The sequence below is a fragment of the Kitasatospora sp. NPDC004289 genome (assembly GCF_053602875.1).
In genome coordinates, this window is record NZ_JBSGEL010000087.1 from 1 (window position 1) to 22,730 (window position 22,730).

The following is a 22,730-nucleotide window of genomic DNA, read 5'->3' on the forward strand; positions in this document are numbered from 1 at the left end:
GAGGAGCCCTGCGTCTTCGTGCTCTGGGGCAACTACGCCAAGAAGAAGCTGCCGCTCATCGACACCACCCGCCACGTGGTACGACGGCGAGGGCGACGGCACGGACGCGAGCACGGCCCCGGGCGGCACCGCGGGCTCGAAGGCCGGTGCGGCCGGCGGCTCCTGGTAGTCCGTCGGCGCGTACGGCGAGGGGTCGTAGTACTGCTGATGACCCGCGTACTGCTCCTGCGGCTGGTACTGCGGCTGCTCCTGGGTCGGGTACCAGCCCGGCTGGTAGTCGTAGCCGACCGGGTCCTGCCCGGCGGGGCCGGGGTAGTCCTGGGCCATGCGATCCGTCCGTCCGACTGCGTGGTGCGGGGGCCAGCATCTCACGCCCTCGGGGGCATCCCGCCCGGAACCGGCGCTTTTCGGGCATCCGGGCGGCGTGCGACGGGGCGTCAGAGGGCGCGCAGTGCCTGGTCGATGCGGGCGGCCATGGTGAGGTCGAGGGCGGTGAGGCCGCCGGCGCTGTGGGTGGAGAGGACGAACCGCAGGGTGCGCCAGCGGATGTCGATGTCCGGGTGGTGGTCGAGCTGCTCGGCGGCCAGGGCCACGGTGTCCACCACGGCGATGGCGGTGGGGAAGCTCGCGGTCTCGGCGGTGCGGACGATGCTGCCGCCCTCCCGGGTCCACTCCGGGAGGGCGGCCAGGCCCTCGGTGATCTGAGCCTCGGTCAGCAGGGTGCGATCGGTCATGCCGTCAGGCTACGCAGGGCGGCACGAGGGCGCGGTCAGGTGAGGAGCATCCGGGTCACGGCGACCAGGCCGACCACGACGATCAGGGCGCGCAGCGCGAGCGGCGAGAGGCGGCGGCCGACCTTGGCGCCGACCTGGCCGCCGATGGTGGAGCCGACCGCGATCAGGGCGACCACCAGCCAGTCGATCTCGGAGGTGAAGAGGAAGAAGACCGCGGCCACGCCGTTGACGACCATGGCGAGCACGTTCTTGATGCCGTTGAGCTTCTGCATCGGGTCCTGGAGCAGCATGCCGAGCATGGCGATCAGCAACACGCCCTGGGCGGCGCCGAAGTAGCCGCCGTAGATGCCGGCCAGGAAGACGCCGGTCAGCAGGACCGGGCCGATGCCGCGGGGTTCGCCGTCCCGGGTGCGGGCGGCCATCGCGCGGGCGACGCGTGGCTGGATCACGACCAGGACCAGCGCGAGCAGGATGAGCACCGGCACGATCGCGTCGAAGGCGGAGCCGGGCAGCTCGATCAGCAGCCAGGCGCCGAGCAGGCCGCCGAGCAGCGAGGCGGTGCCGAGCCGGAGCAGCTGGGGGGCGGTGCCCTTGAGCTCCTCCCGGTAGCCGATGGCGCCGCTGAGGCTGCCGGGCACCAGGCCGATGGTGTTGGAGACGTTGGCGGTGACCGGTGGCACGCCGAAGGCGAGCAGCACCGGGAAGGTGATCAGGGTGCCGGAGCCGACCACGGTGTTGATGGTCCCGGCGGCGACCCCGGCGAGCAGGACCGCGAGGTCCTCCCAGAGCGTCATGCGTGTTTCCCCTCCCTGGTCCGGTCCACGGCACTCGGGCGGCTCGCAGCCGGACGTCCGGACGATTCGTCCGCCGATCATGCATCAGGGCGGGGCCTGGCGGATAGTGCCGTCCGATACGCGAACGGGCCCGCTCCCCGGCAGGGGGAACGGGCCCGTCGGCGGTGCGGCCTACTCGGGGTCGAGCTTGGGGTACTCGCGGCTGGGCTCCACCCGGGGGCGGGCGGCGCCCTTCTCGGTGTCGACCGGGCGCGGGCCGGCGGTCGGCGGGACGGAGGGGCGGTCGACCGGGACGGAGGTGGCCGCCGGGGCCGCGCCGTTGCCGTTGGCGTTCGGGTTGAGGCCGGTGAAGGCGCCGCCGAGGCCCTTGAGCGCGTCGCCGACCTCGCTCGGGATGATCCAGAGCTTGTTGGAGTCGCCCTTGGCCAGCTCGGGCAGGGTCTGCAGGTACTGGTAGGCGAGCAGCTTCTGGTCGGCGTCGCCGTCGTGGATCGCCTCGAAGACGGTCCGGATGGCGGCGGCCTCACCGTCGGCGCGGAGCACCGCGGCCTGGGCCTCACCCTCGGCCTTGAGCACCTCGGCCTGCTTGTCACCCTCGGCGCGCAGGATGGCGGCCTGCCGGGCGCCCTCGGCGGTGAGGATCGCGGCGCGCTTGTCGCGGTCTGCGCGCATCTGCTTCTCCATCGAGTCCTGGATGGAGGTCGGCGGCTCGATCGCCTTGAGCTCGACCCGGTTGACCCGGATGCCCCACTTGCCGGTGGCCTCGTCGAGGACGCCGCGCAGCCCCGCGTTGATCACCTCACGGGACGTCAGGGTGGACTCCAGGTCCATCGAGCCGATGATGTTGCGCAGCGTGGTGACGGTGAGCTGCTCGATCGCCTGGATGTAGCTGGCCACCTCGTAGGTGGCGGCCCGGGCGTCGGTGACCTGGTAGTAGATCACCGTGTCGATGTTCACCACCAGGTTGTCCTGGGTGATCACCGGCTGGGGCGGGAAGGGGACGACCTGCTCGCGCAGGTCGATCCGGTTCCGGACCCGGTCGATGAACGGGACGACGATGTTCAGGCCGGCGTTCAGCGTGCGGGTGTAGCGGCCGAACCGCTCCACGATGGCTGCGCTGGCCTGCGGGATCACCTGGATCGTCTTGATCAGTGCGATGAAGGCCACCACGACCAGGACGATCAGGACGATCAGGACGGGTTCCACTCGTTCTCCCCTAGACGACCAGGGCGGTGGCGCCCTGGATTTCGACGACGTCGACCTGCTGCCCCGGCTCGTAGACGCTGCCGGGGTGCAGGGCACGGGCCGACCAGATCTCGCCGTTCAGCTTGATCCGCCCTCCCTGCCCGTCGACCTGCTCCTGCACGATGGCGGTGGCCCCGGTGAGCGCATCGACGCCCGTCCTGAGCTGCGGCCCCTTCTCCAACTGGCGGCGCACGATCGGCCGGACGAACACCAGTTGGGCGGCCGAGGTCCCGACGAAGATCAGGAACTGCCCGGTCACGCCGATGCCGAGGGCCGAGGCCCCTGCGGTGATGCCGGCGCCGACCGCGAACATGGCGAACTCCGGCATCGCGGTGAGCACCAGCGGTATGCAAAGTCCGACTGCGGCCAGGAGCCACCAGATCCAGCTGTCCACGGGTCCATCCTAGGGAGGCGAGGTCTCTCCCGGCGGAAAGTTCCCGCAGGTGGACGGGCGGAAACCGGCCGCATGTGCGACCGGTCCCGGTTCAGTCCGTGTTCCGTGCGTTCAGCGCCGCGTACAGCGCCGTTCAGCGGCCCCGGTCAGCCCAGCGGGAGGCCCTGGGCGGCCCAGCGGTCGCCGTGGCGCTCCAGCGTGAGCGGGAGGCCGAAGCAGAGCGAGAGGTTGCGGGCCGTCAGCTCGGTGTCGATCGGGCCGGCGGTGAGCACCTTGCCCCGACGGATCATCAGGACGTGGGTGAAGCCGGGGACGATCTCCTCCACGTGGTGGGTGACCATCGCCATCGCCGGGGCGAACTCGTCCTGGGCCAGCGCGCCGAGACGGCGGATCAGGTCCTCGCGGCCGCCGAGGTCCAGGCCGGCCGCCGGCTCGTCCAGCAGCAGCAGCTCGGGGTCGGTCATCAGGGCGCGGGCGATCATGGTGCGCTTGCGCTCGCCCTCGGAGAGGGTGCCGAACTTCCGGTCGACCAGGGCCGACATGCCGAGCCGGTCGAGCAGCGCGAGGGCGCGGTACGAGTCGGTGTTCTCGTACTCCTCGTTCCAGGTGGCGGTCATGCCGTAGGCGGCGGTGAGCACGGTCTGCAGCACGGTCTGCTGGGCGGGGAGCTTGTCCAGCAGGGAGGCGGAGGCCAGGCCGATCCGGGCGCGCAGCTCGAAGACGTCGACCTCGCCGAGCTTCTCGCCGAGCACGGCGGCGGAGCCGGAGGTGGGGTGCAGGTAGGTGGAGGCGACCTGGAGGAGGGTGGTCTTGCCCGCTCCGTTCGGGCCGAGGATGACCCAGCGCTCGCCCTCGTTGATGGACCAGGAGACCTGATCGACCAGCGCGCGCCCCTCCCGGACCACGGATACGTCCACCAGTTCCAGCACGTCGCTCATGCCTACGCCTTCCCCAAAGCAAGAAAAATTGGGCCGTGTCCGAGGGCCCCGGGCGCCGGGCCCTCGGGATTGCTGTCCAAACCTACGCCACGCGGATGGCCGTACTTTCCGTAGGCTGGCCGGATGCCTGCCTTTGCCGCCGACAATCCGGCCGACAATCCGTACGAAGAGCCGCGCTCCGGGCGCCTGGCAGCGTGGGGCAATGCGCTGCTGACCGGCCACACCTCCCCCGACCACGCGGCCACCGCCGTGGCCGGGGCCGACGACAGCCACCGGGTGACCGGCCTGCCCGGCGACGCCGAGGGCGAACTGCACGGGCTCACCTGGGCCCTGGGGCGGCTGCGGGTGCTCGGGGCGACCGGGCTGCGGCTGGCCCTGCCGGTCTCCGGCCACCCGCTCGGGCTGACCGGCCCGGCCGGGTTCAACGACGCCGCGATGGTGGCCGGCGAGGCGGTGCTCGCGGTCGGCCTGCCGATCGGCTTCGTGCCCGAGGTGGAGGTCTACGGACCCGCCGGCGACCAGGGCGTCCGGGTGCTCTGGCGCTGCTCGGCGGTGAACGACGCGCCTCCGGCTGACGTACCGTCACTGCACGAGGCCGAGCGCGAGCTGGCCGACGGGCTGCGCGAGACCACCCTGATGCTCACCAAGCTGGACGTGGCCGGCGCCGGCCCGCAGGCGCTGCGGGCGCTGGACCAGTGGCGCCGCCGGGGCCACACCGAACTGCTGGCGCCGGGCTACCCGCCCCGGGCGGTGCGGGTGCTGGAGTCGGCCCGGCAGATCTCCGCACTGCTCTGGATCGCCCTCGGGCACGGCGACGGCGCGGCCGTCTCCGCCTCCGAGATGGCCGCCCGCCGGGAGGTGCTGGCTCCCCTCGGCCGCACCACGCGGCGGGCCAAGACGGCGGCGTACAACGCCCTGGTGGACGAGCGGGGCTGAGACCGGCCGGCTGACCCGAAAGCGGTCGACACCCCGTCAGGTGCGCGTGGCAGACTCCCCCGGCGATCACCGCTGACCTCCGGGGGGACCTCCATGCACGCGACCCGACGCAAGCTCCTGTTCGCGGCGGCCGGGGCGGGCGCGGCCGGCCTGGCCGCCGCCTCGCCGGCCGCCGCGGCCACCGCCGCCGCTCCGTGGCTCGACGTGACCGCCGCGCCCTACGGCGCGGCCGGTGACGGCAGCACCGACGACACCGCCGCGGTCAACTCGGCGCTGGCCGCGTGCCCGGTCGGCGGCGTGGTGCTGCTGCCGCCCGGCGTGTACGCCACCTCGGCCCCGCTGGTGGTGCCGCCCGGCGTCACGCTGCGCGGCAGTCACGGCACCCACCTGGACCTGCTGGCCTGCTCGGTCCGGCCGCTGGCCTCGTTCGCCGGCGACGCGGTGATCCGCTTCGTCGACCGGGCCACCGGCGGCTACCCGGTGGTGAGCAACGAGCAGCGGCTGACCGAGGTGACCGTGGACGGCTCCCGGCTCCCGGCAGGGAACACTGTGGCCGGCATCCGGGCCCTCGGCCACGTGCACGGCGTGGTGCTCCAGGACGTGGCCGTGTTCCGGGTCGGCGGCAACGGCGTCACCGCCTCGTACAACTCCTCCGGCATCGCCTACAGCTGGCGCGGCACCCGGGTGGTGGCCAACGCCTGCGGCGGCTTCGGCTTCAACCTCTCGATGACCGACTGCACCTGGATCGACCTGGAGGCGATCGGCTGCGGCAAGAGCGGCTTCTACGTCAACAACGCCGCCAACTCGCACTTCGTCAGCTGCCGGGCGGAGTGGAACGGCCACCACGGCTTCGAGTTCACCGGCGCCTGGACCACCGGCAACGGCGCGGGCGGCTGCTCGGCCACCAACCTCTCCACCGACCGCAACGCGTACAACGGCGTGCTGGTGAACGCCACCGGCACCGGCCCGCTGGTGCTCAACGGCCTGATGCTCCGTCGGGACGGCCGCAACGGCGGGGCCGGGGGCGGCGGGTACGCCGGGTTCCAGGCCCTCGGCACCACCCTGCCGGTGGCGGTCTCCGGCCTGGCGGTCTTCCCCGGCACCGACGACGGCGGCGCCAACGCCTCCACCCCGCAGTACGGCCTGGCGGTGACGGACTCCTCCTTCGTCTCCGTCTCCGGCGGCTACCTCCAGGCCGCCGAGGCCCCGGTGCTGGACGGCGGCGGGAACGGGCTGCTGCGGCTGGACCCGGGCCTGGGGCTGGCCACCGGCCCGACCTCCGCCCCGGTGACGGCGGACCGCAACCGCTGGGGCGCCACCGCCGCGTACGGCGTCGCGGTGGCGCAGGACGACCGGACGGCGCTGGCACTCGACAACAGCGGCTCCAACGTCAACCAGCCGTTGGTCCGGCTGCAGACCGGCACCGCCGCGAGCAACGTGCTCAAGGCCGCCGTGGCCGGCGAGGCCCGGACCCGCTTCGCGCTGGGCGTCTCCGGCCGGATGGAGTGGAGCGACGGCACGGCGGCGGCCGACACCGTGCTCCAGCGCTCCGGCCCCGGGGTGCTCCGTACCGACCAGGCCCTGAGCCTGGGTCAGGGCCTGCGGGTGAGCGAGGGCGGGAGCAGCGCGCGGATGGGCACGCTGACCCTGAACGGGACCGCCGAGGTGGCGGTGCCCACGACGGCCGTGACGGCGCGCAGCCGGGTCTTCCTGACGGCGCAGTCGGCGGCGGGTTCGAGCGCCACCCCCGGGGTCGCGTACGTCTCCGGGCGGACGGCCGGGGTGTCCTTCGCGGTCCGGGGGACGGCCGGGGACGCCTCGGTGGTCGCCTGGCTGGTGGTCGAGCCCGCCTGACGACCCGTCAGCCGGCCCGTCAGCCGGCCGCGTTGCGGACCGCCCAGAGGGCGGCCTGGGTGCGGTCGGCCAGGTCGAGCTTCATCAGGATGTTGCTGACGTGGGTCTTCACGGTCTTCTCGGACAGGTGGAGCGCCCGGGCGATCTCGCGGTTGGAGCGGCCGTCGGCGATGTGCGAGAGCACCTCGCGCTCGCGGTCGGTGAGGCTGCCGCCGCGGCCCTGCGGGGCGCGCGGGGTGTCGTCGGAGAGCAGGGCGGTGGCCAGCTCCGGCTGGAGCAGGACGTGGCCGGCGTGCACCGAGCGGATCGCGCCGGCCAGCGCCTCCGGGTCCACGTCCTTGTAGACGTAGCCGCAGGCGCCGGCCCGCAGGGCGGGCACCATGGTGCGCTGCTCGGTGAAGCTGGTGACGATCAGCACCTTGGCCTCGGAGCCGCCCTCGCGGAGCAGCTTGAGCGCCTCGATGCCGTCCACCGTGGGCATCTTGAGGTCCATCAGCACGACGTCGGGGGCGAGGGCGAGGATCCGCTCCACGCCTTCGGCACCGTCGGCGGCCTCCCCCACCACCTCGATGTCGTCCTGCACCTCCAGGAAGGTGCGCAGGCCCCGTCGGACCACCTGGTGGTCGTCCACCAGCAGGACACGGATCGGTGACGCGGTGTCAGGCACCGGGGACCTCCAGCTCGATGACGGTGCCCCGGCCGGGGGCGGATTCCAGCGACAGGGTGCCGCCGACGGCAGCCGCCCGGTCCCGCATGGAGACCAGGCCGAGGTGACGGCCGGCCCGGCGGACGGCGTCCGGGTCGAAGCCCTGGCCGTCGTCGGCCACCCGCAGGCGGGCGCCGCGCGACGGGGTGCCGGTCAGGGTGACCTCGACGGCCCCGGCGCCGGAGTGGCGCAGCGCGTTGTGCAGCGCCTCCTGGGCGACCCGCAGCACCGCCGCCTCCTGGGCCGGGGGCAGCGCGCGGACGCCGTCGGCGGTGAAGAGGACGGAGGCGGTGTGGGCCCGGTCGAGGACCTGGACCTGGGAGGCCAGGGTCGGCACCAGACCGTCCTCGTCCAGTGCGGCGGGGCGCAACTCGACCACCACGGTGCGCAGTTCGTCGGCGGCCTCGGCGGCCAGCCGGGCCACCTCGGCCAGTTCGGCGCGGGCCCGGTCCGGGTCGCGGTCGACCAGCTTGGCGGCGGCCTTGGCGGTCAGGCGCAGCGAGAAGAGCTTCTGCGAGACGGCGTCGTGCAGGTCGTGGGCGATCCGGGCCCGCTCGCCGGCCAGGGTGAGCTCGCGGCTGCGCTCGTAGAGGCGGGCGTTGCCGAGGGCGATGGCGGCGTGGGCGGCCAGGATGCGCAGCAGCTCCTCGTCGTGGGCGGTGAAGCCGCCCTCCTTGTTGGCCAGGAAGACGGCGCCGAGGATCTCGGTGCCGTCCACGATCGGCACGCCGAGGAAGTCCTTCATGTCGGGGTGGGCGCTGGGCCAGCCCTCGAAGTCGGGGGCGTGCCGGACGTCCGCCAGCCGGGTCGGCTCCATCCGGTGCAGCATCGCGGCGAGCACCCCGTGCTGGCGGGGCAGCGGGCCGATCGCCTTCCACTGCTCGTCGCTGACGCCGTCCACCACGAACTGGGCGAAGCCGCCGTGGTCGTCCGGCACGCCGAGGGCGGCGTACTCGGCGCCCAGCAGGGCGCGGGCCTCGGCGGTGATCCGCCGCAGCACCTCGCGCACCTCCAGGTGGCGGCTCATCGCCAGCACGGCGCTGCTGACGGCCTCGATGCCGCTGAGGTTGGGGTCGCAGGCGGGCTGGTCACACGGTTCCGGCATGGGGCCACGCTACCGCCGGGGCCCGGGGGCGGGCATGAGGCATCGGGTCTAGGTCCATGGTCCCGGTCCGGGCCGCGCGTACCTCCGCAGGTCCTCGGCCGCGCTACCGGAGCTCCGGCACTCCCCCGGGGCTCGTACGGTGCTCACCCGCGCTGCATCACCTCGGGCTCGTGGCGGCGCTGGAGCCGGGCCAGCAGCAGGCCGAGCAGGACGGCGAAGGCCACCAGGACCGCCCAGTTGAGCAGCAGCTGTCCCGGCTCGTGAGCCCAGAGGCCGTCCGGTTCGGGGGCGGTCGGGGAGATCCGGCCGAGGTCGAGGGTGGTGGCGCCGGCCGCGACGGCCCAGCGGGCGGGCATCAGCCAGGCGAACTGCTCCAGGCCGGGCTCGTCGTAGAGCCGGAACACCGCGCCGGTGAAGACCAGTTGGACGATGGCGAACATCACCAGCAGCGGCATGGTCTTCTCGGCGGTGCGCACCAGGGCGGAGATGACCAGGCCGACCATCATCGAGACGAGGCCGAGCAGGGTCACCCCGATCCCCAGCTCCAGCGCCGGAGCACCCGTCAGCAGCAGCCCCTCCGAGGGGAGTTCGCGCGCCCCGAAGCCGATCGCCGAGATCAGCCCGCCCTGCACCAGGCTGACGGCGCCGAGCACCACCACCTTGGAGGTGAGGTAGGCGGATCTGGACAGGCCGGTGGCCCGTTCCCGTTCGTAGACCGGCCGTTCCTTGATCAGCTCGCGGACGGAGTTGGCCGCTCCGGCCAGACAGGCGCCGACCGCGAGCACCAGCAGGATCATCCGCGCGCCGCCGTTCACCGCCTTCGGGCCCGCCCCCGCGCAGGCGACCAGACCGCACGGGTCCGGGATCACCGCGCTGACCCCGCCGAGCACCAGCGGCAGCAGCAGCGAGAGCGCCAGGAAGCCCCGGTCGGTGCCGAGCACCGCCAGGTAGCGGCGGACCAGGGTCCACAGCTGCGCACCCCAGCTGCGCGGGCGGGGCGGCTCGGCTGCGCCGCGCCGTACGGGGAGCGCGGGCAGCGGGGTGGCGATCGAGTCGGCGGAGTACTCCTGGTGGTGCGGGGAGCCCCGGTAGCGGCCGGCCCAGTCGTGGCCGGGGTGGTTCTCGAAGGCCTGGAAGACGTCCGCCCAGCTCGGGTAGCCGAAGAAGTACAGCGCCTCGGCGGGCGGCCCGAAGTAGGCCACCGAGCCGCCCGGGGCGAGCACCAACACCCGGTCGCAGAGCCCGAGTTCGGCCACCGAGTGGGTGACCACCAGGACGGTCCGGCCGTCGTCGGCCAGGGTGCGCAGGGTCTGCATCACCTCGCGGTCCATGCCCGGGTCCAGGCCGGAGGTCGGCTCGTCCAGGAAGATCAGCGAGGGCTTGGTGAGCAGCTCCAGGGCGACGCTGACGCGCTTCTGCTGGCCGCCGGAGAGCGCGCTGATCCGCTGGTCGGCCCGCTGGTCCAGGCGCAGCTCGTACAGCACCTCCTCGATCCGGCGCTCGCGCTCGGCCGCCTCGGTGTCCCCGGGGAAGCGCAGCTCGGCCGCGTAGCGCAGGGCGCTGCGCACCGTCAGCTCGCGGTGCAGGATCTCGGACTGCGGCACCAGGCCGATCCGGGCCCGGAGTTCGGCGAACTGCCGGTAGAGGTCGCGCCCGTCGTACAGCACCTGGCCGGCGTCGGCCGGGCGGTAGCCGGTGAGCGCGCGCAGCAGGGTCGACTTGCCGGAGCCGGACGGGCCGACCACCGCGACCAGGGACTTCTCCGGGACGGTGAAGCCGACGTCGTCCAGCAGGGTGCGGCGCTTGCCCTTGTGCTCCACCTCGACGGTGAGGTGGCGGGCCGAGAAGGTCACCGCGCCGTCGTCCACGTACTCCTGGAGCTGGCCGCCGACCAGGGCGAAGCCGGAGCGGCCGATGGTGAGGCGGTCCTGCTCGCCGACCCGGGCGCGCTGCACCGGCAGGCCGTTCAGGTAGACCCCGTTGTTCGCCCCGAGGTCGACCACCTCCCAGTCGCCGTGCGGGAGTTGGCGCAGCTCGGCGTGGTGGCGGGAGACCAGCAGGTCGGTCAGCACCACGTCGTTGTCCAAGGCCCGGCCGATCCGGATGGTGCGGGTGTACGCGGCCAGGCTGCGCACCACCGTCGGGGGCTCCTGGCGCGGGAACGCGGCGGACGGGAACGCGGCGGCGGGGAACGCGGCGGCCGGGAAGGCCTGCTTGGGCGCCTCGCCGCGCTTGGTGACGGCCGCGTGCCAGGGCACCTGCGGGGCGGCGAAGCTCAGCACCGGGCCGCTGGCCGCACTGCCCAGGCGGACCTCGGTACCGGGCTGGAGCGGTATGCGCCCGGCGCGCTCGTTCCGGTGGTAGGTGCCGTTGGTGGAGCCGTGGTCGGTGAGGTGCCAGCCGTCGCCCTGGTGGCCGATGGTGGCGTGCCGCCAGGAGACCCGGGCGTCGTCGATCCGCAGGTCCGCCGCCGGATCGCGTCCCACCGAGTACGAACGCGCCGGATCGAGGACCACCCTCCGCCCGCCGACCACCACTTCGAGCTGTGCCACGTCCCGCTCTTCCCCCCGCCGGTCCCGACCCCTGACGGGGCGCCATCTTTCCAGTACCCCGGTGCGGGCGCTGTCAGCCGGTCACTGTTCCCCCACCGTTCGTCCGCGCGTTGGTCCAGAGGGCGGACGCCGTTGCAGGCGCGGTCAGGCGGCCCGGTAGCGTGGGAGGCACCATGAACGCTGCGCCCCTCCCCCCGCTGCCCCGGTCGTACGACGATGAGCGCACCTTGCTGGTCAAGGTCTTCGGCAAGGACCGTCCCGGGATCACCTCCGGACTGTTCAGCACGCTCGGCGCGTTCGGCGTGGACGTCATCGACATCGAGCAGATGGTCACCCGGGGGCGCATCACGCTCTGCGCCCTGATCGCCACCCCCCAGGGCGGCCCCGGCGCGGAGGGCGCGCTCCGCTCGACCGTCCACCGCTGGGCGGAGGAGCTCAAGCTCCAGGCCGAGATCATCTCCGGCACCGGCGACAACGCCCCGCGCCGCGAGGGCCGCTCCCACGTCACCGTGCTCGGCCACCCCCTGACCGCCGCCGCCACCGCCGCCCTGACCGGCCGCATCACCGACGCCGGCGGCAACATCGACCGCGTCTTCCGCCTCGCCAAGTACCCCGTCACCGCCGTCGAACTGGCCGTCTCCGGCGTGCCCACCGAGGAGCTGCGCTCCGTCCTGGTCACCGAGGCCGCCGCCCAGCGGGTCGACATCGCGGTCGTCCGGGCCGGGCTGCAGCGGCGGGCCAAGCGGCTGGTCGTCATGGACGTGGACTCCACCCTGATCCAGGACGAGGTGATCGAGCTCTTCGCCGCGCACGCCGGCTGCGAGGAGGAGGTCGCCGCGGTGACCGCCGCCGCGATGGCCGGCGAGCTGGACTTCGCCGAGTCGCTGCGCGCCCGGGTCGCCCTGCTGGCCGGCCTGGACGCCGCCGTCACCGAGAAGGTCCGCGCCGAGGTCCGCTTCACGCCGGGCGCCCGCACCCTGGTCCGTACGCTGCGCCGCCTCGGCTTCCAGGTCGCCATCGTCTCCGGCGGCTTCACCCAGGTCACCGACCACCTGGTCGAGCAGCTCGGCCTCGACTACGCCGCCGCCAACACCCTCGAAGTGGTCGACGGCAAGTTCACCGGCCGCGTCACCGGCGAGATCGTCGACCGCGCCGGCAAGGCCCGCTGGCTCGCCCGCTTCGCCGAGCAGGCCCGCGTCCCCCTGGAGCAGACCGTCGCCATCGGCGACGGGGCCAACGACCTCGACATGCTCAACGCGGCCGGCCTCGGCGTCGCCTTCAACGCCAAGCCCGTCGTCCGCCAGGCCGCCGACACCGCGGTCAACGTCCCCTTCCTCGACACCGTCCTCTACCTGCTGGGCATCACCCGCGAAGAGGTCGAAGCCGCCGACGCCCTGGACGGCACCCCCACCGAGGACTGATCCGGCGGACGATCGAACCGTCGCACGTCAGGGGCCCCGACCGTCGGAACGGTCGGGGCCCCTGACGTCGCGTCAGTCCTCGTGCGGGGTGTGGAAGGTGTCGAGGGTGGCGATGCCCGGTTCGACGGTCTTCCAGGGGGTGGTGAAGGAGAGGACGGCGATGGCGGCGGTGGGGAAGCCGCCTCGGGTGAGACGGGTGAGGGCGTCGGGGTCGCCCTGGTCGCCGGCGAGGATCTGGGTGAGGCCGAGCACGCCCGGGTTGTGGCCGACCAGGATGAGGTCGTGGTGGTCGTCCGGGGTCTCCTGGAGGACGGCGATGATCTCGCCGGGGCTGGCCTCGTAGATCCGGTCCTCGTAGACCGTCTTGCGGGGGCGCTTGGGCAGCTCGTGGGCGGCGAGCTTCCAGGTCTCCCGGGTGCGCAGGGCGGTGGAGCAGAGCACGTAGTCGGGATTGATGCCGGAGTCGGTCAGCCACCGGCCGGCGTCCGGGGCCTGGTGACGGCCCCGGTCGGCCAGCGGCCGCTCGTGGTCGTCCACGCCGTTGGGCCAGTCGGCCTTGGCGTGGCGGAGAACGATGATCCTTCGGAGGGTGTCGGCGCTCATACCCAGAGCTTTCCAGAAAACCCCCGGTCGGGCGCGGCGCTCCCCGCGCCCACCACTCCTGGGGGTGGCGGCGTCAGCCCATGTCGTTGGCGAAGCTGGCGAGGATCGCGATCACCACGACGAGGGCGGCGATCAGGCCGAGGAGCTGGAGGAGCTTCTTCTGACCGTTCGGGGGGTTCGGTTCGAGGACGGGCATGGGAGGAGTCTCGCATCCGCTTACGGCGGTGGACTCCCCCGGGGTCAGCCCTCGTCCTCGACGTGGCGGGCCTTGCCGGCCCGGATGCCGAAGGCCATCTGCGGGACCAGCAGCAGGGCGAGGAAGCCGAGCGGCAGGTACCACTGGCCGGTGCTCTGGTAGATCGAGCCGACCAGGATCGGGCCCGGGATGGAGATCAGGTAGCCGAGGCTCTGGGCGAAGGCGGAGAGCTGGGTGACGCCGCCCGGGGTGCGGGCGCGCAGGCCGATCATGGTGAGGGCGAGCGGGAAGGCGCACATCGAGAGGCCGACCAGGATCGCCCAGAGCCAGGGGACGGTACCGGCGGCGAGGGCCAGGCCGGTGAAGCCGGCGATGCCGCACAGGGCGAGGACCACCACGAAGAGGCCCTGCTCGCCGCGGCGGGCGGCCAGGTTGGGGAGGACGAAGGAGGCGGGCACGCTGATCGCCATCACCAGGGCGAGCAGCACGCCGGCGGTGCCGGCCGAGACCCCGGCGTCCTTGTAGATGGTGGGCAGCCAGCCCATGGTGGCGTACGCGCTGGTGGCCTGGAGGCCGAAGAAGGCGCCGAGGGCCCAGGCGGTGCGGCTGCGGGTGATCGGGAGCCTGGTGGTGGCCGACGGGGTCGCCGTGGCGGAGGCCGCCGAGCGGCGGGTGTCGCGGCGGAGCAGGAGCGTGACCAGCCAGAGCAGCACGGCCGCCACGGCCAGCAGGCCCCAGACGCCCAGGCCCTCGCGCCAACTGCCGCCGAGGGCGGTGGTCATCGGGACGGTGAGGGCGGCGGCGGCCGCGGTGCCGACCGAGAGCGCCATCGAGTAGAGGCCGATCATCGGGCCCACGTGGTTCGGGAAGTACCGCTTGATCACCACCGGGATCAGCACGTTGGCCACCGCGACGCCGGCCAGGGCGACGGCGGTGAGCAGCAGGAAGACCGCCGTGCCGCCGGCGAACGAGCGGGCCAGCACGCCGAGCGCGATGGCGCCGAGACCGGCCGTGACCACCACCACCGGGCCGAGCCGCCGGGCCAGCGCGGGGGCGGCCAGGCCGAAGACGGCGAAGCAGAGCGAGGGGACGGCGGTGAGCAGGCCGGCCACCGTGGCGCTCATGTGCAGGTCGGAGCGGACCTGGTCGAGCATCGGGCCGAGGCTGGTGACCACCGGGCGGAGGTTGAGCGCGGCGACCGCGACGGCCAGGGCCAGCAGCCAGCCGAGGCGGTGGGCGGCGGGGCGGGGAGAGGTGCGTACGGCGGTGGTGGTCGCCTCGGCTTCGGTGGTCTTGGCGGTCTGCATGCGCCCCATCATAGAATGATGGGATGAATTTTGGGCACCCCGGTATCCTGAAGGGGTCCCGTACCAAGAACTGACAGGGAGTCCGATGGCGCTGTCGACCACCCGCCGCACCCCGCTCTCCGACCAGGTGATCGCCCAGCTCCGGGCTCAGATCACCTCCGGCGAGTGGCCGGTCGGGGCCCGCATCCCGACCGAGTCCGCGTTGGTGGAGCAGCTGGGGGTGGCCCGGAACACCGTCCGGGAGGCCGTCCGCGCGCTCGCCCACAACGGGCTGCTCGACATCCGGCAGGGCTCGGGGACGTACGTGCTCGCCACCAGCGAGCTGGCCGGGGTGATGCACCGTCGCTTCGCGGACGCCGACCAGGAGCAGGTGGCGGAGCTGCGGGCGGTGCTGGAGACCTCGGCGGCGGGGTTGGCGGCGGTCCGGCGCAGCGAACGGGACCTGGAGCTGATCGGGACCGCGCTGGAGCGGCGGGAGGCGGCGTGGCACTCCGGTGAGACGGAGGACTTCATCCAGGCCGACGCCGCGTTCCACCAGGCGGTGGTGGCCGCCGCCCACAACGACGTACTGGCGGCGGTGTACGCGGACCTCGGCGAGGTGACGCGGGCTCACCTGCGGCACGACGTCGGGCCGGAGCTGATCGCCGAACGGTACGTCAGCCACGACGGGATCCTGGAGGCGGTGCGGGAGCGCGACGCCGCGAAGGCCTCGGTCGAGGCGGGGCGGGCGATCGGGGTCTGCAGCGACGCCTGACGCTTCGCACGAGGGCAACCACCTACGGACCCGGGGCTTCGCGCGAGGATCACCACCTACGAGCCCAGGGGCGCGAGGAACTGCGCGCTGCGGAAGAAGCTGAGCTTCACTTCTCCCGCCGCGCGCAGTTCCTCGCGCCCCTGGTGTGCTTGACCTAGGTGCACATGGCTCGCGCCTGGTGGTGCTTGACCTAGGTGGTTACGCTCACGCGCCGATGGCGTGGAGGCCGCCGTCGACGTGGACGATCTCGCCGGTGGTCTTGGGGAACCAGTCGGAGAGGAGGGCGACGACGCCGCGGCCGGCCGGCTCGGGGTCGGAGAGGTCCCACTTGAGGGGGGAGCGGGTCTCCCAGGTGGCGGCCAGGTCGCCGAAGCCCGGGATGGACTTGGCGGCCATGGAGCCGATGGGGCCGGCCGAGATGAGGTTGCAGCGGATGTTGCGCGGGCCGAGGTCCCGGGCGAGGTAGCGGCTGGTCGCCTCGAGGGCGGCCTTCGCGGGGCCCATCCAGTCGTACTGCGGCCAGGCGAACTGCGCGTCGAAGGTCAGGCCGACCACCGAGCCGCCGTCCTGCATCAGCGGGAGCAGCGCCGTGGTGAGGGACTTCAGCGAGAACGCGGAGACGTGCATGGCGGTGGCCACGGACTCCCACGGGGTGTGCAGGAAGTTGCCGCCGAGGGCGTCCTGCGGGGCGAAGCCGATGGAGTGGACGATGCCGTCCAGGGTCGGCAGGCCGGCCTCGCGGACCTTGTCGGCGATGCCGGCCAGCTCCTCCTCGCTGGAGACGTCGAGCGGCAGGACGGTGACCGGCTTCGGGAGCTTCTTGGCGATGCGCTCGGTGAGGCTGGGGCGGGGGAACGCGGTGAGGATGACCTCGGCGCCCTGCTCCTGGGCCAGCTTGGCGGTGTGGAAGGCGATGGAGGACTCCATCAGCACACCCGTGATGAGGATGCGCTTGCCCTCGAGGATTCCACTCATGTTCAGTGACCCATGCCCAATCCGCCGTCGACGGGAATGACGGCTCCGGTGATGTACGCGGCCTCGTCGGAGGAGAGGAAGCGCACGGTAGAGGCGATCTCGCCGGGAGTGGCGTAGCGGCCCAGCGGCACGCCCGCGACGATCTCCTTGCGGCGCTCCTCGCTGAGCACCGCGGTCATGTCGGTGTCGACGAAGCCGGGGGCGACCACGTTGACGGTGATGTTGCGCGAGCCGAGCTCGCGGGCCAGGGAGCGGGCGAAGCCGACCAGGCCGGCCTTGGAGGCGGCGTAGTTGGCCTGGCCCGGGGAGCCCAGCAGGCCGACCACCGAGGAGATGAGGACGACCCGGCCCTTGCGGGCGCGCAGCATCTTGGCGGAGGCGCGCTTGACCACCCGGAAGGTGCCGGTGAGGTTGGTGTCCAGGACGGAGGTGAAGTCCTCCTCCGACATCCGCAGCAGCAGGGTGTCCTTGGTGATCCCGGCATTGGCGACCAGCACCTCGACGGGGCCGTGGGCGGCCTCGACCTCGGTGAAGGCGGCGTCCACCTGCGCGGCGTCGTTGATGTCGCAGCGGACGGCGATCGCCTCGAACTTGGCCAGCTCCTCGGGCAGCTCGCCCGAGCGGCTGGTGATCGCGACCTTGTCACCCGCCTCGGCGAAGGCCAGGGCGATGGCAAGACCGATGCCCCGGTTACCTCCGGTGACGAGAACCGAGCGGCTCACGGACACACCTCTTCTCCTTGGTTGACCGGCGGCCCCGGTCCGGCACGTGGGGTGGCGGGTGGGCCGCGGCGGTACGCGGTGCGCGCGTACGCAGTGTGACGCTATCGGTCATTTCCGGCCAGGGGCGAATCGGTCTCCCACAGGTCCGCCCGGCCCGAACTGTCGCCTTCCGACAATGGGCACGGACACCGGGGCGGCCGGTGCTGACGTTGTGCGACGGCTCGGCCACCCGCGGCTCAGTGGACCCGCCAATACCGGGGCGAGGGCGCCGGAACGGGAACAACCGGACCGGTCGCCGCCGTTGCCCACACGGGCCGCCGTCGGCCGGCCCGTCGCCACGGACCGAGAGAGCGTAGAACCGGATGAGCAAGGAACGATCGGGCAGCCGCAAGACCCTGCTGCTGGCCGCCCTGACCGCCGCGGCCGGGGCCGCCGCCTGGACCTTCCGCGAGGTGCCCGTCGCCTTCGGCCGCCGGCCCGACCCGGCCGACCCCCGGGTGCGGAACTCCCCGCAGTACCGCGACGGCGTCTTCCACAACGCCCCGTCCGAGCTGGCCCGCCCCTCGGTGGGCTCCCCGGCCGACACGGGGACGCTGCGTCGGATGCTGTTCGAGCGCGAGGGCCTGCCGACCGGCCCGGTGCCGCTGGCCCGGTTCGACGGCGGCCCGCACCAGGACGTGACCGAGGGCGTGCAGCTGACCTGGTTCGGCCACGCCTCGGCGCTGGTGGAGATCGAGGGCAGCCGGGTGCTGCTGGACCCGATCTGGAGCGACCGCTGCTCGCCCTCCCAGCACGTCGGCCCGAAGCGGCTGCACCCGGTGCCGGTGGAGCTGGAGGACCTGCCGCCGGTGGACGTGGTGCTGATCTCGCACGACCACTACGACCACCTGGACATGCCGACCGTCCAGCGGCTGACGAAGAGCCAGTCCGCGCCGTTCGCCGTGCCCCTGGGCATCGGCGGCCACCTGCGCAGCTGGGGCGTGCCGGAGCACCGGATCATCGAGCTGGACTGGGACGAGACCTGCACCCTCGGGGACCTGACCGTCACCCTCACCTCCGCACACCACTTCTCCGGCCGAGGCACCACCCGGAACACCACCCTCTGGGGCTCCTGGGTGATCGCCGGTCCGAGCCGGAAGGTCTACTACACCGGGGACTCGGGCTACTTCGAGGGCTACGCGAGGATCGGCGAGCAGCACGGCCCGTTCGACGCGGCGCTGGTGCAGATCGGCGCGTACGACACGGCCTGGGCCGACATCCACATGACCCCGGAGGACGCCGTGCTGGCCCACCGCGAGCTGCGCGGCGGTCTGCTGGTGCCGGTGCACTGGTGCACCTTCCGCCTGGGCCTGCACCCGTGGGCCGAGCCGGTCGAGCGGCTGCTGGTGGCGGCCAAGGAGCACGCGGTGCCGGTCGCGGTGCCGCGCCCGGGCCAGCGGGTGGACGTGGACAGCCCGCCGGAGCTGGACGGCTGGTGGGAGACGGTGGCCTGACACGCCGTCCGCTGACCCGCCGTTAATCTGCTGGCCCCAATCCCCTGAGCGGTCCATGATGCGGTACGGGGTGCCTCGTGAGCGGGGCGCCCCGACCCTCCGTTCGTCCCCGACTCAGGGAGCCCGATGCCCCCGACGCCCAGCGCCGGCCGCACCCAAGGCCGTGCCGTCGACCCGCTGTTCCTCGCCTATCCGCTGCGCACCCTCGCGGACGCCGCGCTGAGCCGAGCGAAGCAGCTCGGCGTCTCGCACGCCGACTTCCGCCTGGAGCGGGTGCGCTCCGCCTCCTGGCGGCTGCGCGACGCCCGCCCCTCCGGCTCCTCCGACACGGTGCAGCTCGGCTTCGCCGTCCGGGTGCTGCTGGACGGCGCCTGGGGCTTCGCCGCCGGGGTGGACCTGACCCCGGAGGCCGCGCAGCGGGTGGCCGAGCAGGCCGTCGCGGTGGCGAAGCTGTCCGGCGGGATCAGCCGGGCGGCCGGCGGCACGGACCTGGTGGAGCTGGCCGAGGAGCCGGTGCACGCGGACGTCACCTGGGTCTCCTCGTACGAGGTGAACCCCTTCGAGGTGCCGGACGCCGAGAAGACCGCGCTGCTGGCCGACTGGAGCGGGCGCCTGCTGGCCGCCGACGGCGTCTCGCACGTCTCGGCCAGCCTGCTGACGGTGCAGGAGAACAAGTTCTACGCGGACACCGCGGGCACCGTCACCACCCAGCAGCGGATCCGGCTGCACCCCACGGTGGAGGCCACCTCGGTCGACGAGCGCACCGGCGCCTTCGACTCGATGCGCTCGATCGCGCCGCCGGTCGGCCGGGGCTGGGAGTACCTGCTCGGCACCGGCTGGGACTGGGACGCCGAGCTGGCCGAGATGCCCGTCCTGCTGGCCGAGAAGATGAAGGCCCCGAGCGTCACGGCCGGCCCCCTGGACCTGGTCATCGACCCCTCCAACCTCTGGCTGACCATCCACGAGTCGATCGGCCACGCCACCGAGCTGGACCGCGCGCTGGGCTACGAGGCCGCCTACGCGGGCACCTCCTTCGCCACCTTCGACAAGCTGGGCTCGCTGAAGTACGGCTCCGAGCTGATGCACGTCACCGGTGACCGCACCGCCGAGCACGGCCTCTCCACCATCGGCTACGACGACGAGGGCGTCGCCACCCAGTCCTGGGACCTGGTCAAGGACGGCGTCCTGACGGGGTACCAGCTGGACCGCGCGATGGCGAAGCAGAAGGGCCTGGGCCGCTCCAACGGCTGTGCCTTCGCCGACTCCCCCGGCCACGTCCCGGTGCAGCGGATGGCCAACGTCTCGCTCCAGCCGGTGGCCGGCGGCCCCGACACCGCGGGCCTGATCTCCCAGGTGGAGAACGGCCTCTACATCGTCGGCGACCGCTCCTGGTCGATCGACATGCAGCGGTACAACTTCCAGTTCACCGGCCAGCGCGCCTTCGCCATCCGCAACGGCGAACTCGCGGGCCAGGTCAAGGACTTCGCCTACCAGGCCACCACCACCGACTTCTGGGGCTCGATGAGCGCCGTCGGCGGCCCCGAGACCTACGTGCTCGGCGGTGCGTTCAACTGCGGCAAGGCCCAGCCCGGCCAGGTCGCCGCCGTCAGCCACGGCTGCCCGTCCGCACTCTTCCGCGGCGTCAACGTGCTCAACACCCAGCAGGAGGCGGGTCACTGATGCCCATCGTCCACCCGCACGAACTGGTCGAGCGCGCGCTCGAACTCTCCGAGGCCGACGGCTGCGTGGTCATCGCCGACGAGGAGACCACCGCCAACCTCCGCTGGGCCGGCAACGCCCTGACCACCAACGGGGTCACCCGGGGCCGTCGGCTCACCGTGATCGCCACCGTGGACGGCGCCGAGGGCACCGCCTCCGGCGTGGTGGCCGCGGAGGCCGTCACCCTGGACGAGGTGGAGGCGCTGGTCCGCTCCGCCGAGGCCGCCGCCCGCGAGGCCGGCCCGGCCGAGGACGCCCAGCCGCTGCTGCCGTCCCGGGAGTCCTCCGCAGACTTCACCGCGGCCCCGGCCGAGACCTCCATCGAGGTCTTCACCGCCTTCGCCCCGGCGCTCGGCGAGGCCTTCGCCCGGGCCCGCAAGGAGGGCCAGCTGCTCTACGGCTTCGCCCGCCACGAGGTGGTCTCCAGCTACCTGGGCACCTCCACCGGCCTGCGGCTGCGGCACGACCAGCCGACCGGCACGGTCGAGCTGAACGCCAAGACCGAGGACCTGTCGGCCTCCGCCTGGGTCGGCGCCTCCACCCGGGACTTCGCCGACGTGGACGTGGCCGCGCTGCACGCCGAGGCCACCAAGCGCCTCGGCTGGGGCCGCAAGAGGATCGACCTCCCCGCCGGGCGGTACGAGACGCTGCTGCCGCCCACCGCCGTGGCCGACCTGATGGTCTACCTGAGCTGGTCCTCCGGCGGCCGGGACGCGGCCGAGGGCCGCACCGTCTTCTCCAAGGCCGGCGGGCGGACCAGGGTCGGTGAGCAGCTCAGCGAGCTGCCGCTGACGCTGCGTTCGGACCCGGCCCACCCCGGCCTGGAGGCGGCGCCGTTCGTGCTGGCGCACTCCTCCGACGGCGACAGCTCGGTCTTCGACAACGGCCAGCCGCTGGCCTCCACCGACTGGATCAAGGACGGGAAGCTGGCCAACCTGCTGACCACCCGTCACACCAGCGGCCTGACCGGCCTGCCGCTCACCCCCGCGATCGACAACCTGGTGCTGGAGACGGCCGACCAGGACGCCGCCCCGACCCTGGACGAGATGATCGCCCGGACCGAGCGCGGCCTCCTGCTCACCTGCCTCTGGTACATCCGCGAGGTCGACCCCGCCACCCTGCTGCTCACGGGTCTCACCCGCGACGGCGTCTACCTGGTGGAGAACGGCGAGGTCGTCGGCGCGGTGAACAACTTCCGCTTCAACGAGTCCCCCGTGGACCTGCTGGGCCGTATCACCGAGGCGGGCAAGACCGAGCCCTGCCTCCCCCGTGAATGGGGCGACTGGTTCACCCGGGCGGCCATGCCGCCGGTCCGGGTGCCGGACTTCAACATGAGCTCGGTCAGCCAAGCGAGCTGAGGAGTAGCGGTAACGATGGACGAGAAGCGCGGCGTACGGGTCTCCAAGACCCTCTCCCGGGTCCTGCGGCACGACCCGGCCTCGATCGGCATCACGCTGGACGAGGCCGGCTGGGTCCCGGTGGACACGCTGCTCGACGCCCTGCGCCGGAAAGGCACCCGGATCACCCGGGACGAGCTGGACCACGTGGTGGCGACCAACAACAAGAAGCGCTTCGCCTTCTCGGAGGACGGCTCGGCGATCCGGGCCAGCCAGGGGCACTCGGTGGCGGTCGACCTCGGTCTGGCCGCCGCCGAGCCCCCGGCGGTGCTCTACCACGGCACCACCGGGGCGTCCCTGGACGCGATCTTCCGCGAGGGCCTGCGCCCGATGAGCCGTCAGGACGTGCACCTGTCGGCGGACACCGAGACGGCCGTGCGGGTCGGTTCCCGGCACGGCCGTCCGGTGGTGCTCACGGTGGACGCGGCGGGCCTGCACGCGGCCGGACACGAGTTCCGGATCTCCGCGAACGGCGTCTGGCTCACCGACGCCGTGCCGCCCGGCTACCTCGGCCGGCTACCGGCCTGAGGTCGCGTCAGGCGCCGGTCAGGACTTCTTCCGGGAGCTCCAGACCGGCGCCACCACCACGATCAACAGCACCGCCGCACCGAGCTGGAAGGCGTGCCGCCACCAGTCGAAGCCCCGGGTGTCCGCCACCCCGAACAGGTGCGCCACCAGGTTCCCGACGATCGCCCCGACCATGCCGAGCACCATGGTCAGCCAGAGCGGGATGTCCTGCTTCCCGGGAATCAGCAACCGGGCGATGCCGCCCAGGATCAGACCCTCGATCAGCGCCGAGATGATCGCCCACATAGTCAGCTCCCGGAGGCCGCGGCCGCCGACCCTCGGCGGTGCTCCTCCCCGTGGATCACAGTTTTTGCCCCG

At 73.0% G+C, this 22,730-nt stretch carries 22 protein-coding genes and 1 pseudogene; 9 read left to right on the forward strand and 14 right to left on the reverse strand.

Annotated elements, in window-relative coordinates; all coding sequences use genetic code 11:
• Positions 1 to 81 (forward strand): annotated as a pseudogene (locus ACWEPF_RS35105) (uracil-DNA glycosylase); the annotation flags it as partial.
• A 356-nt stretch (positions 82 to 437) separates the two neighbouring features.
• Here ACWEPF_RS35105 and ACWEPF_RS35110 read toward each other — a convergent pair.
• The 5 genes from ACWEPF_RS35110 to ACWEPF_RS35130 all read right to left on the reverse strand — a co-directional run bounded on the left by ACWEPF_RS35110 (position 438) and on the right by ACWEPF_RS35130 (position 4,105).
• A complete protein-coding gene (locus tag ACWEPF_RS35110) occupies positions 438 to 734 on the reverse strand; it encodes a 4a-hydroxytetrahydrobiopterin dehydratase (RefSeq protein ID WP_380149089.1) in 297 nt (98 codons plus the stop codon).
• A gap of 35 nt (positions 735 to 769) precedes the next feature.
• A complete protein-coding gene (locus tag ACWEPF_RS35115; protein WP_452175768.1) occupies positions 770 to 1,528 on the reverse strand; it encodes a sulfite exporter TauE/SafE family protein in 759 nt (252 codons plus the stop codon).
• A 171-nt stretch (positions 1,529 to 1,699) separates the two neighbouring features.
• Positions 1,700 to 2,734, reverse strand: coding sequence for an SPFH domain-containing protein (locus ACWEPF_RS35120; protein ID WP_452175769.1), 1,035 nt, complete (start codon positions 2,732 to 2,734; stop codon positions 1,700 to 1,702).
• Positions 2,735 to 2,744: 10 nt separating this feature from the next.
• Positions 2,745 to 3,167 carry an NfeD family protein gene (locus ACWEPF_RS35125; protein WP_345290732.1) on the reverse strand — a complete coding sequence of 141 codons (423 nt, stop codon included), beginning with the start codon at positions 3,165 to 3,167 and terminating at the stop codon, positions 2,745 to 2,747.
• 146 nt (positions 3,168 to 3,313) lie between these two features.
• Positions 3,314 to 4,105, reverse strand: coding sequence for an ABC transporter ATP-binding protein (locus ACWEPF_RS35130; protein WP_452175770.1), 792 nt, complete (start codon positions 4,103 to 4,105; stop codon positions 3,314 to 3,316).
• A 123-nt stretch (positions 4,106 to 4,228) separates the two neighbouring features.
• Between ACWEPF_RS35130 and ACWEPF_RS35135 the strand changes: the two genes are divergently transcribed.
• Both ACWEPF_RS35135 and ACWEPF_RS35140 read left to right on the forward strand, forming a co-directional pair.
• Positions 4,229 to 5,041, forward strand: coding sequence for a hypothetical protein (locus tag ACWEPF_RS35135; protein ID WP_452175771.1), 813 nt, complete (start codon positions 4,229 to 4,231; stop codon positions 5,039 to 5,041).
• 93 nt (positions 5,042 to 5,134) lie between these two features.
• On the forward strand, positions 5,135 to 6,895 hold the full coding sequence (locus tag ACWEPF_RS35140; protein WP_452175772.1) for a glycosyl hydrolase family 28-related protein: 1,761 nt from the start codon (positions 5,135 to 5,137) through the stop codon (positions 6,893 to 6,895).
• Positions 6,896 to 6,914: 19 nt separating this feature from the next.
• Here the strand turns inward: ACWEPF_RS35140 and ACWEPF_RS35145 are convergent, their stop codons facing one another.
• The 3 genes from ACWEPF_RS35145 to ACWEPF_RS35155 all read right to left on the reverse strand — a co-directional run bounded on the left by ACWEPF_RS35145 (position 6,915) and on the right by ACWEPF_RS35155 (position 11,258).
• Positions 6,915 to 7,562: a response regulator transcription factor gene (locus ACWEPF_RS35145; RefSeq protein ID WP_345290736.1), complete on the reverse strand. Its 648-nt coding sequence runs from the start codon at positions 7,560 to 7,562 to the stop codon at positions 6,915 to 6,917.
• Positions 7,555 to 8,706 (reverse strand): GAF domain-containing sensor histidine kinase, encoded by a 1,152-nt coding sequence (locus tag ACWEPF_RS35150; RefSeq protein ID WP_452175773.1) that lies wholly within the window; start codon positions 8,704 to 8,706, stop codon positions 7,555 to 7,557. Before ACWEPF_RS35150 ends, ACWEPF_RS35145 begins: the two co-directional genes overlap by 8 nt.
• A gap of 143 nt (positions 8,707 to 8,849) precedes the next feature.
• A complete protein-coding gene (locus ACWEPF_RS35155) occupies positions 8,850 to 11,258 on the reverse strand; it encodes an FHA domain-containing protein (RefSeq protein WP_452175774.1) in 2,409 nt (802 codons plus the stop codon).
• Positions 11,259 to 11,431: 173 nt separating this feature from the next.
• On the opposite strand from ACWEPF_RS35155, the gene serB reads away from it, so the two are divergent.
• Positions 11,432 to 12,679: a phosphoserine phosphatase SerB gene (gene serB / locus ACWEPF_RS35160; protein WP_452175775.1), complete on the forward strand. Its 1,248-nt coding sequence runs from the start codon at positions 11,432 to 11,434 to the stop codon at positions 12,677 to 12,679.
• Positions 12,680 to 12,751: 72 nt separating this feature from the next.
• Here serB and ACWEPF_RS35165 read toward each other — a convergent pair whose 3' ends face one another.
• The 3 genes from ACWEPF_RS35165 to ACWEPF_RS35175 all read right to left on the reverse strand — a co-directional run bounded on the left by ACWEPF_RS35165 (position 12,752) and on the right by ACWEPF_RS35175 (position 14,785).
• Entirely contained in the window at positions 12,752 to 13,282 is a 531-nt protein-coding gene (locus ACWEPF_RS35165; RefSeq protein ID WP_345290739.1) for a SixA phosphatase family protein, read from the reverse strand.
• Between the two features lie 73 nt (positions 13,283 to 13,355).
• A complete protein-coding gene (locus ACWEPF_RS35170) occupies positions 13,356 to 13,478 on the reverse strand; it encodes an SGM_5486 family transporter-associated protein (protein ID WP_345290740.1) in 123 nt (40 codons plus the stop codon).
• 44 nt (positions 13,479 to 13,522) lie between these two features.
• Entirely contained in the window at positions 13,523 to 14,785 is a 1,263-nt protein-coding gene (locus ACWEPF_RS35175; RefSeq protein ID WP_345290741.1) for an MFS transporter, read from the reverse strand.
• 85 nt (positions 14,786 to 14,870) lie between these two features.
• Between ACWEPF_RS35175 and ACWEPF_RS35180 the strand changes: the two genes are divergently transcribed.
• Complete coding sequence (locus ACWEPF_RS35180; RefSeq protein WP_452175776.1) at positions 14,871 to 15,539, forward strand: FadR/GntR family transcriptional regulator; 669 nt, start codon at positions 14,871 to 14,873, stop codon at positions 15,537 to 15,539.
• A 204-nt stretch (positions 15,540 to 15,743) separates the two neighbouring features.
• Here ACWEPF_RS35180 and fabI read toward each other — a convergent pair whose 3' ends face one another.
• Together fabI and fabG are read right to left on the reverse strand one after the other, a co-directional pair.
• A complete protein-coding gene (gene fabI / locus ACWEPF_RS35185; RefSeq protein ID WP_345290743.1) occupies positions 15,744 to 16,514 on the reverse strand; it encodes an enoyl-ACP reductase FabI in 771 nt (256 codons plus the stop codon).
• Positions 16,515 to 16,516: 2 nt separating this feature from the next.
• Positions 16,517 to 17,236: a 3-oxoacyl-[acyl-carrier-protein] reductase gene (gene fabG, locus ACWEPF_RS35190; RefSeq protein ID WP_345290744.1), complete on the reverse strand. Its 720-nt coding sequence runs from the start codon at positions 17,234 to 17,236 to the stop codon at positions 16,517 to 16,519.
• Positions 17,237 to 17,598: 362 nt separating this feature from the next.
• Here fabG and ACWEPF_RS35195 point away from each other — a divergent pair, with 362 nt between their 5' ends.
• The 4 genes from ACWEPF_RS35195 (at position 17,599) to ACWEPF_RS35210 (ending at position 22,373) form a co-directional block, all read left to right on the forward strand.
• Positions 17,599 to 18,729 carry an MBL fold metallo-hydrolase gene (locus ACWEPF_RS35195; RefSeq protein ID WP_452175777.1) on the forward strand — a complete coding sequence of 377 codons (1,131 nt, stop codon included), beginning with the start codon at positions 17,599 to 17,601 and terminating at the stop codon, positions 18,727 to 18,729.
• A 126-nt stretch (positions 18,730 to 18,855) separates the two neighbouring features.
• The gene (locus ACWEPF_RS35200) at positions 18,856 to 20,409 is read left to right on the forward strand and encodes a TldD/PmbA family protein (protein WP_452175778.1); all 1,554 of its coding nucleotides are present in this window, start codon (positions 18,856 to 18,858) and stop codon (positions 20,407 to 20,409) included.
• Complete coding sequence (locus ACWEPF_RS35205) at positions 20,409 to 21,806, forward strand: metallopeptidase TldD-related protein (protein WP_452175779.1); 1,398 nt, start codon at positions 20,409 to 20,411, stop codon at positions 21,804 to 21,806. Before ACWEPF_RS35200 ends, ACWEPF_RS35205 begins: the two co-directional genes overlap by 1 nt.
• A 15-nt stretch (positions 21,807 to 21,821) precedes the next feature.
• Positions 21,822 to 22,373 (forward strand): RNA 2'-phosphotransferase, encoded by a 552-nt coding sequence (locus ACWEPF_RS35210; RefSeq protein ID WP_449796547.1) that lies wholly within the window; start codon positions 21,822 to 21,824, stop codon positions 22,371 to 22,373.
• Positions 22,374 to 22,391: 18 nt separating this feature from the next.
• On the opposite strand, the gene ACWEPF_RS35215 is transcribed toward ACWEPF_RS35210, so the two are convergent.
• On the reverse strand, positions 22,392 to 22,658 hold the full coding sequence (locus ACWEPF_RS35215) for a GlsB/YeaQ/YmgE family stress response membrane protein (protein ID WP_452175780.1): 267 nt from the start codon (positions 22,656 to 22,658) through the stop codon (positions 22,392 to 22,394).
• Positions 22,659 to 22,730 lie beyond the last annotated feature (72 nt).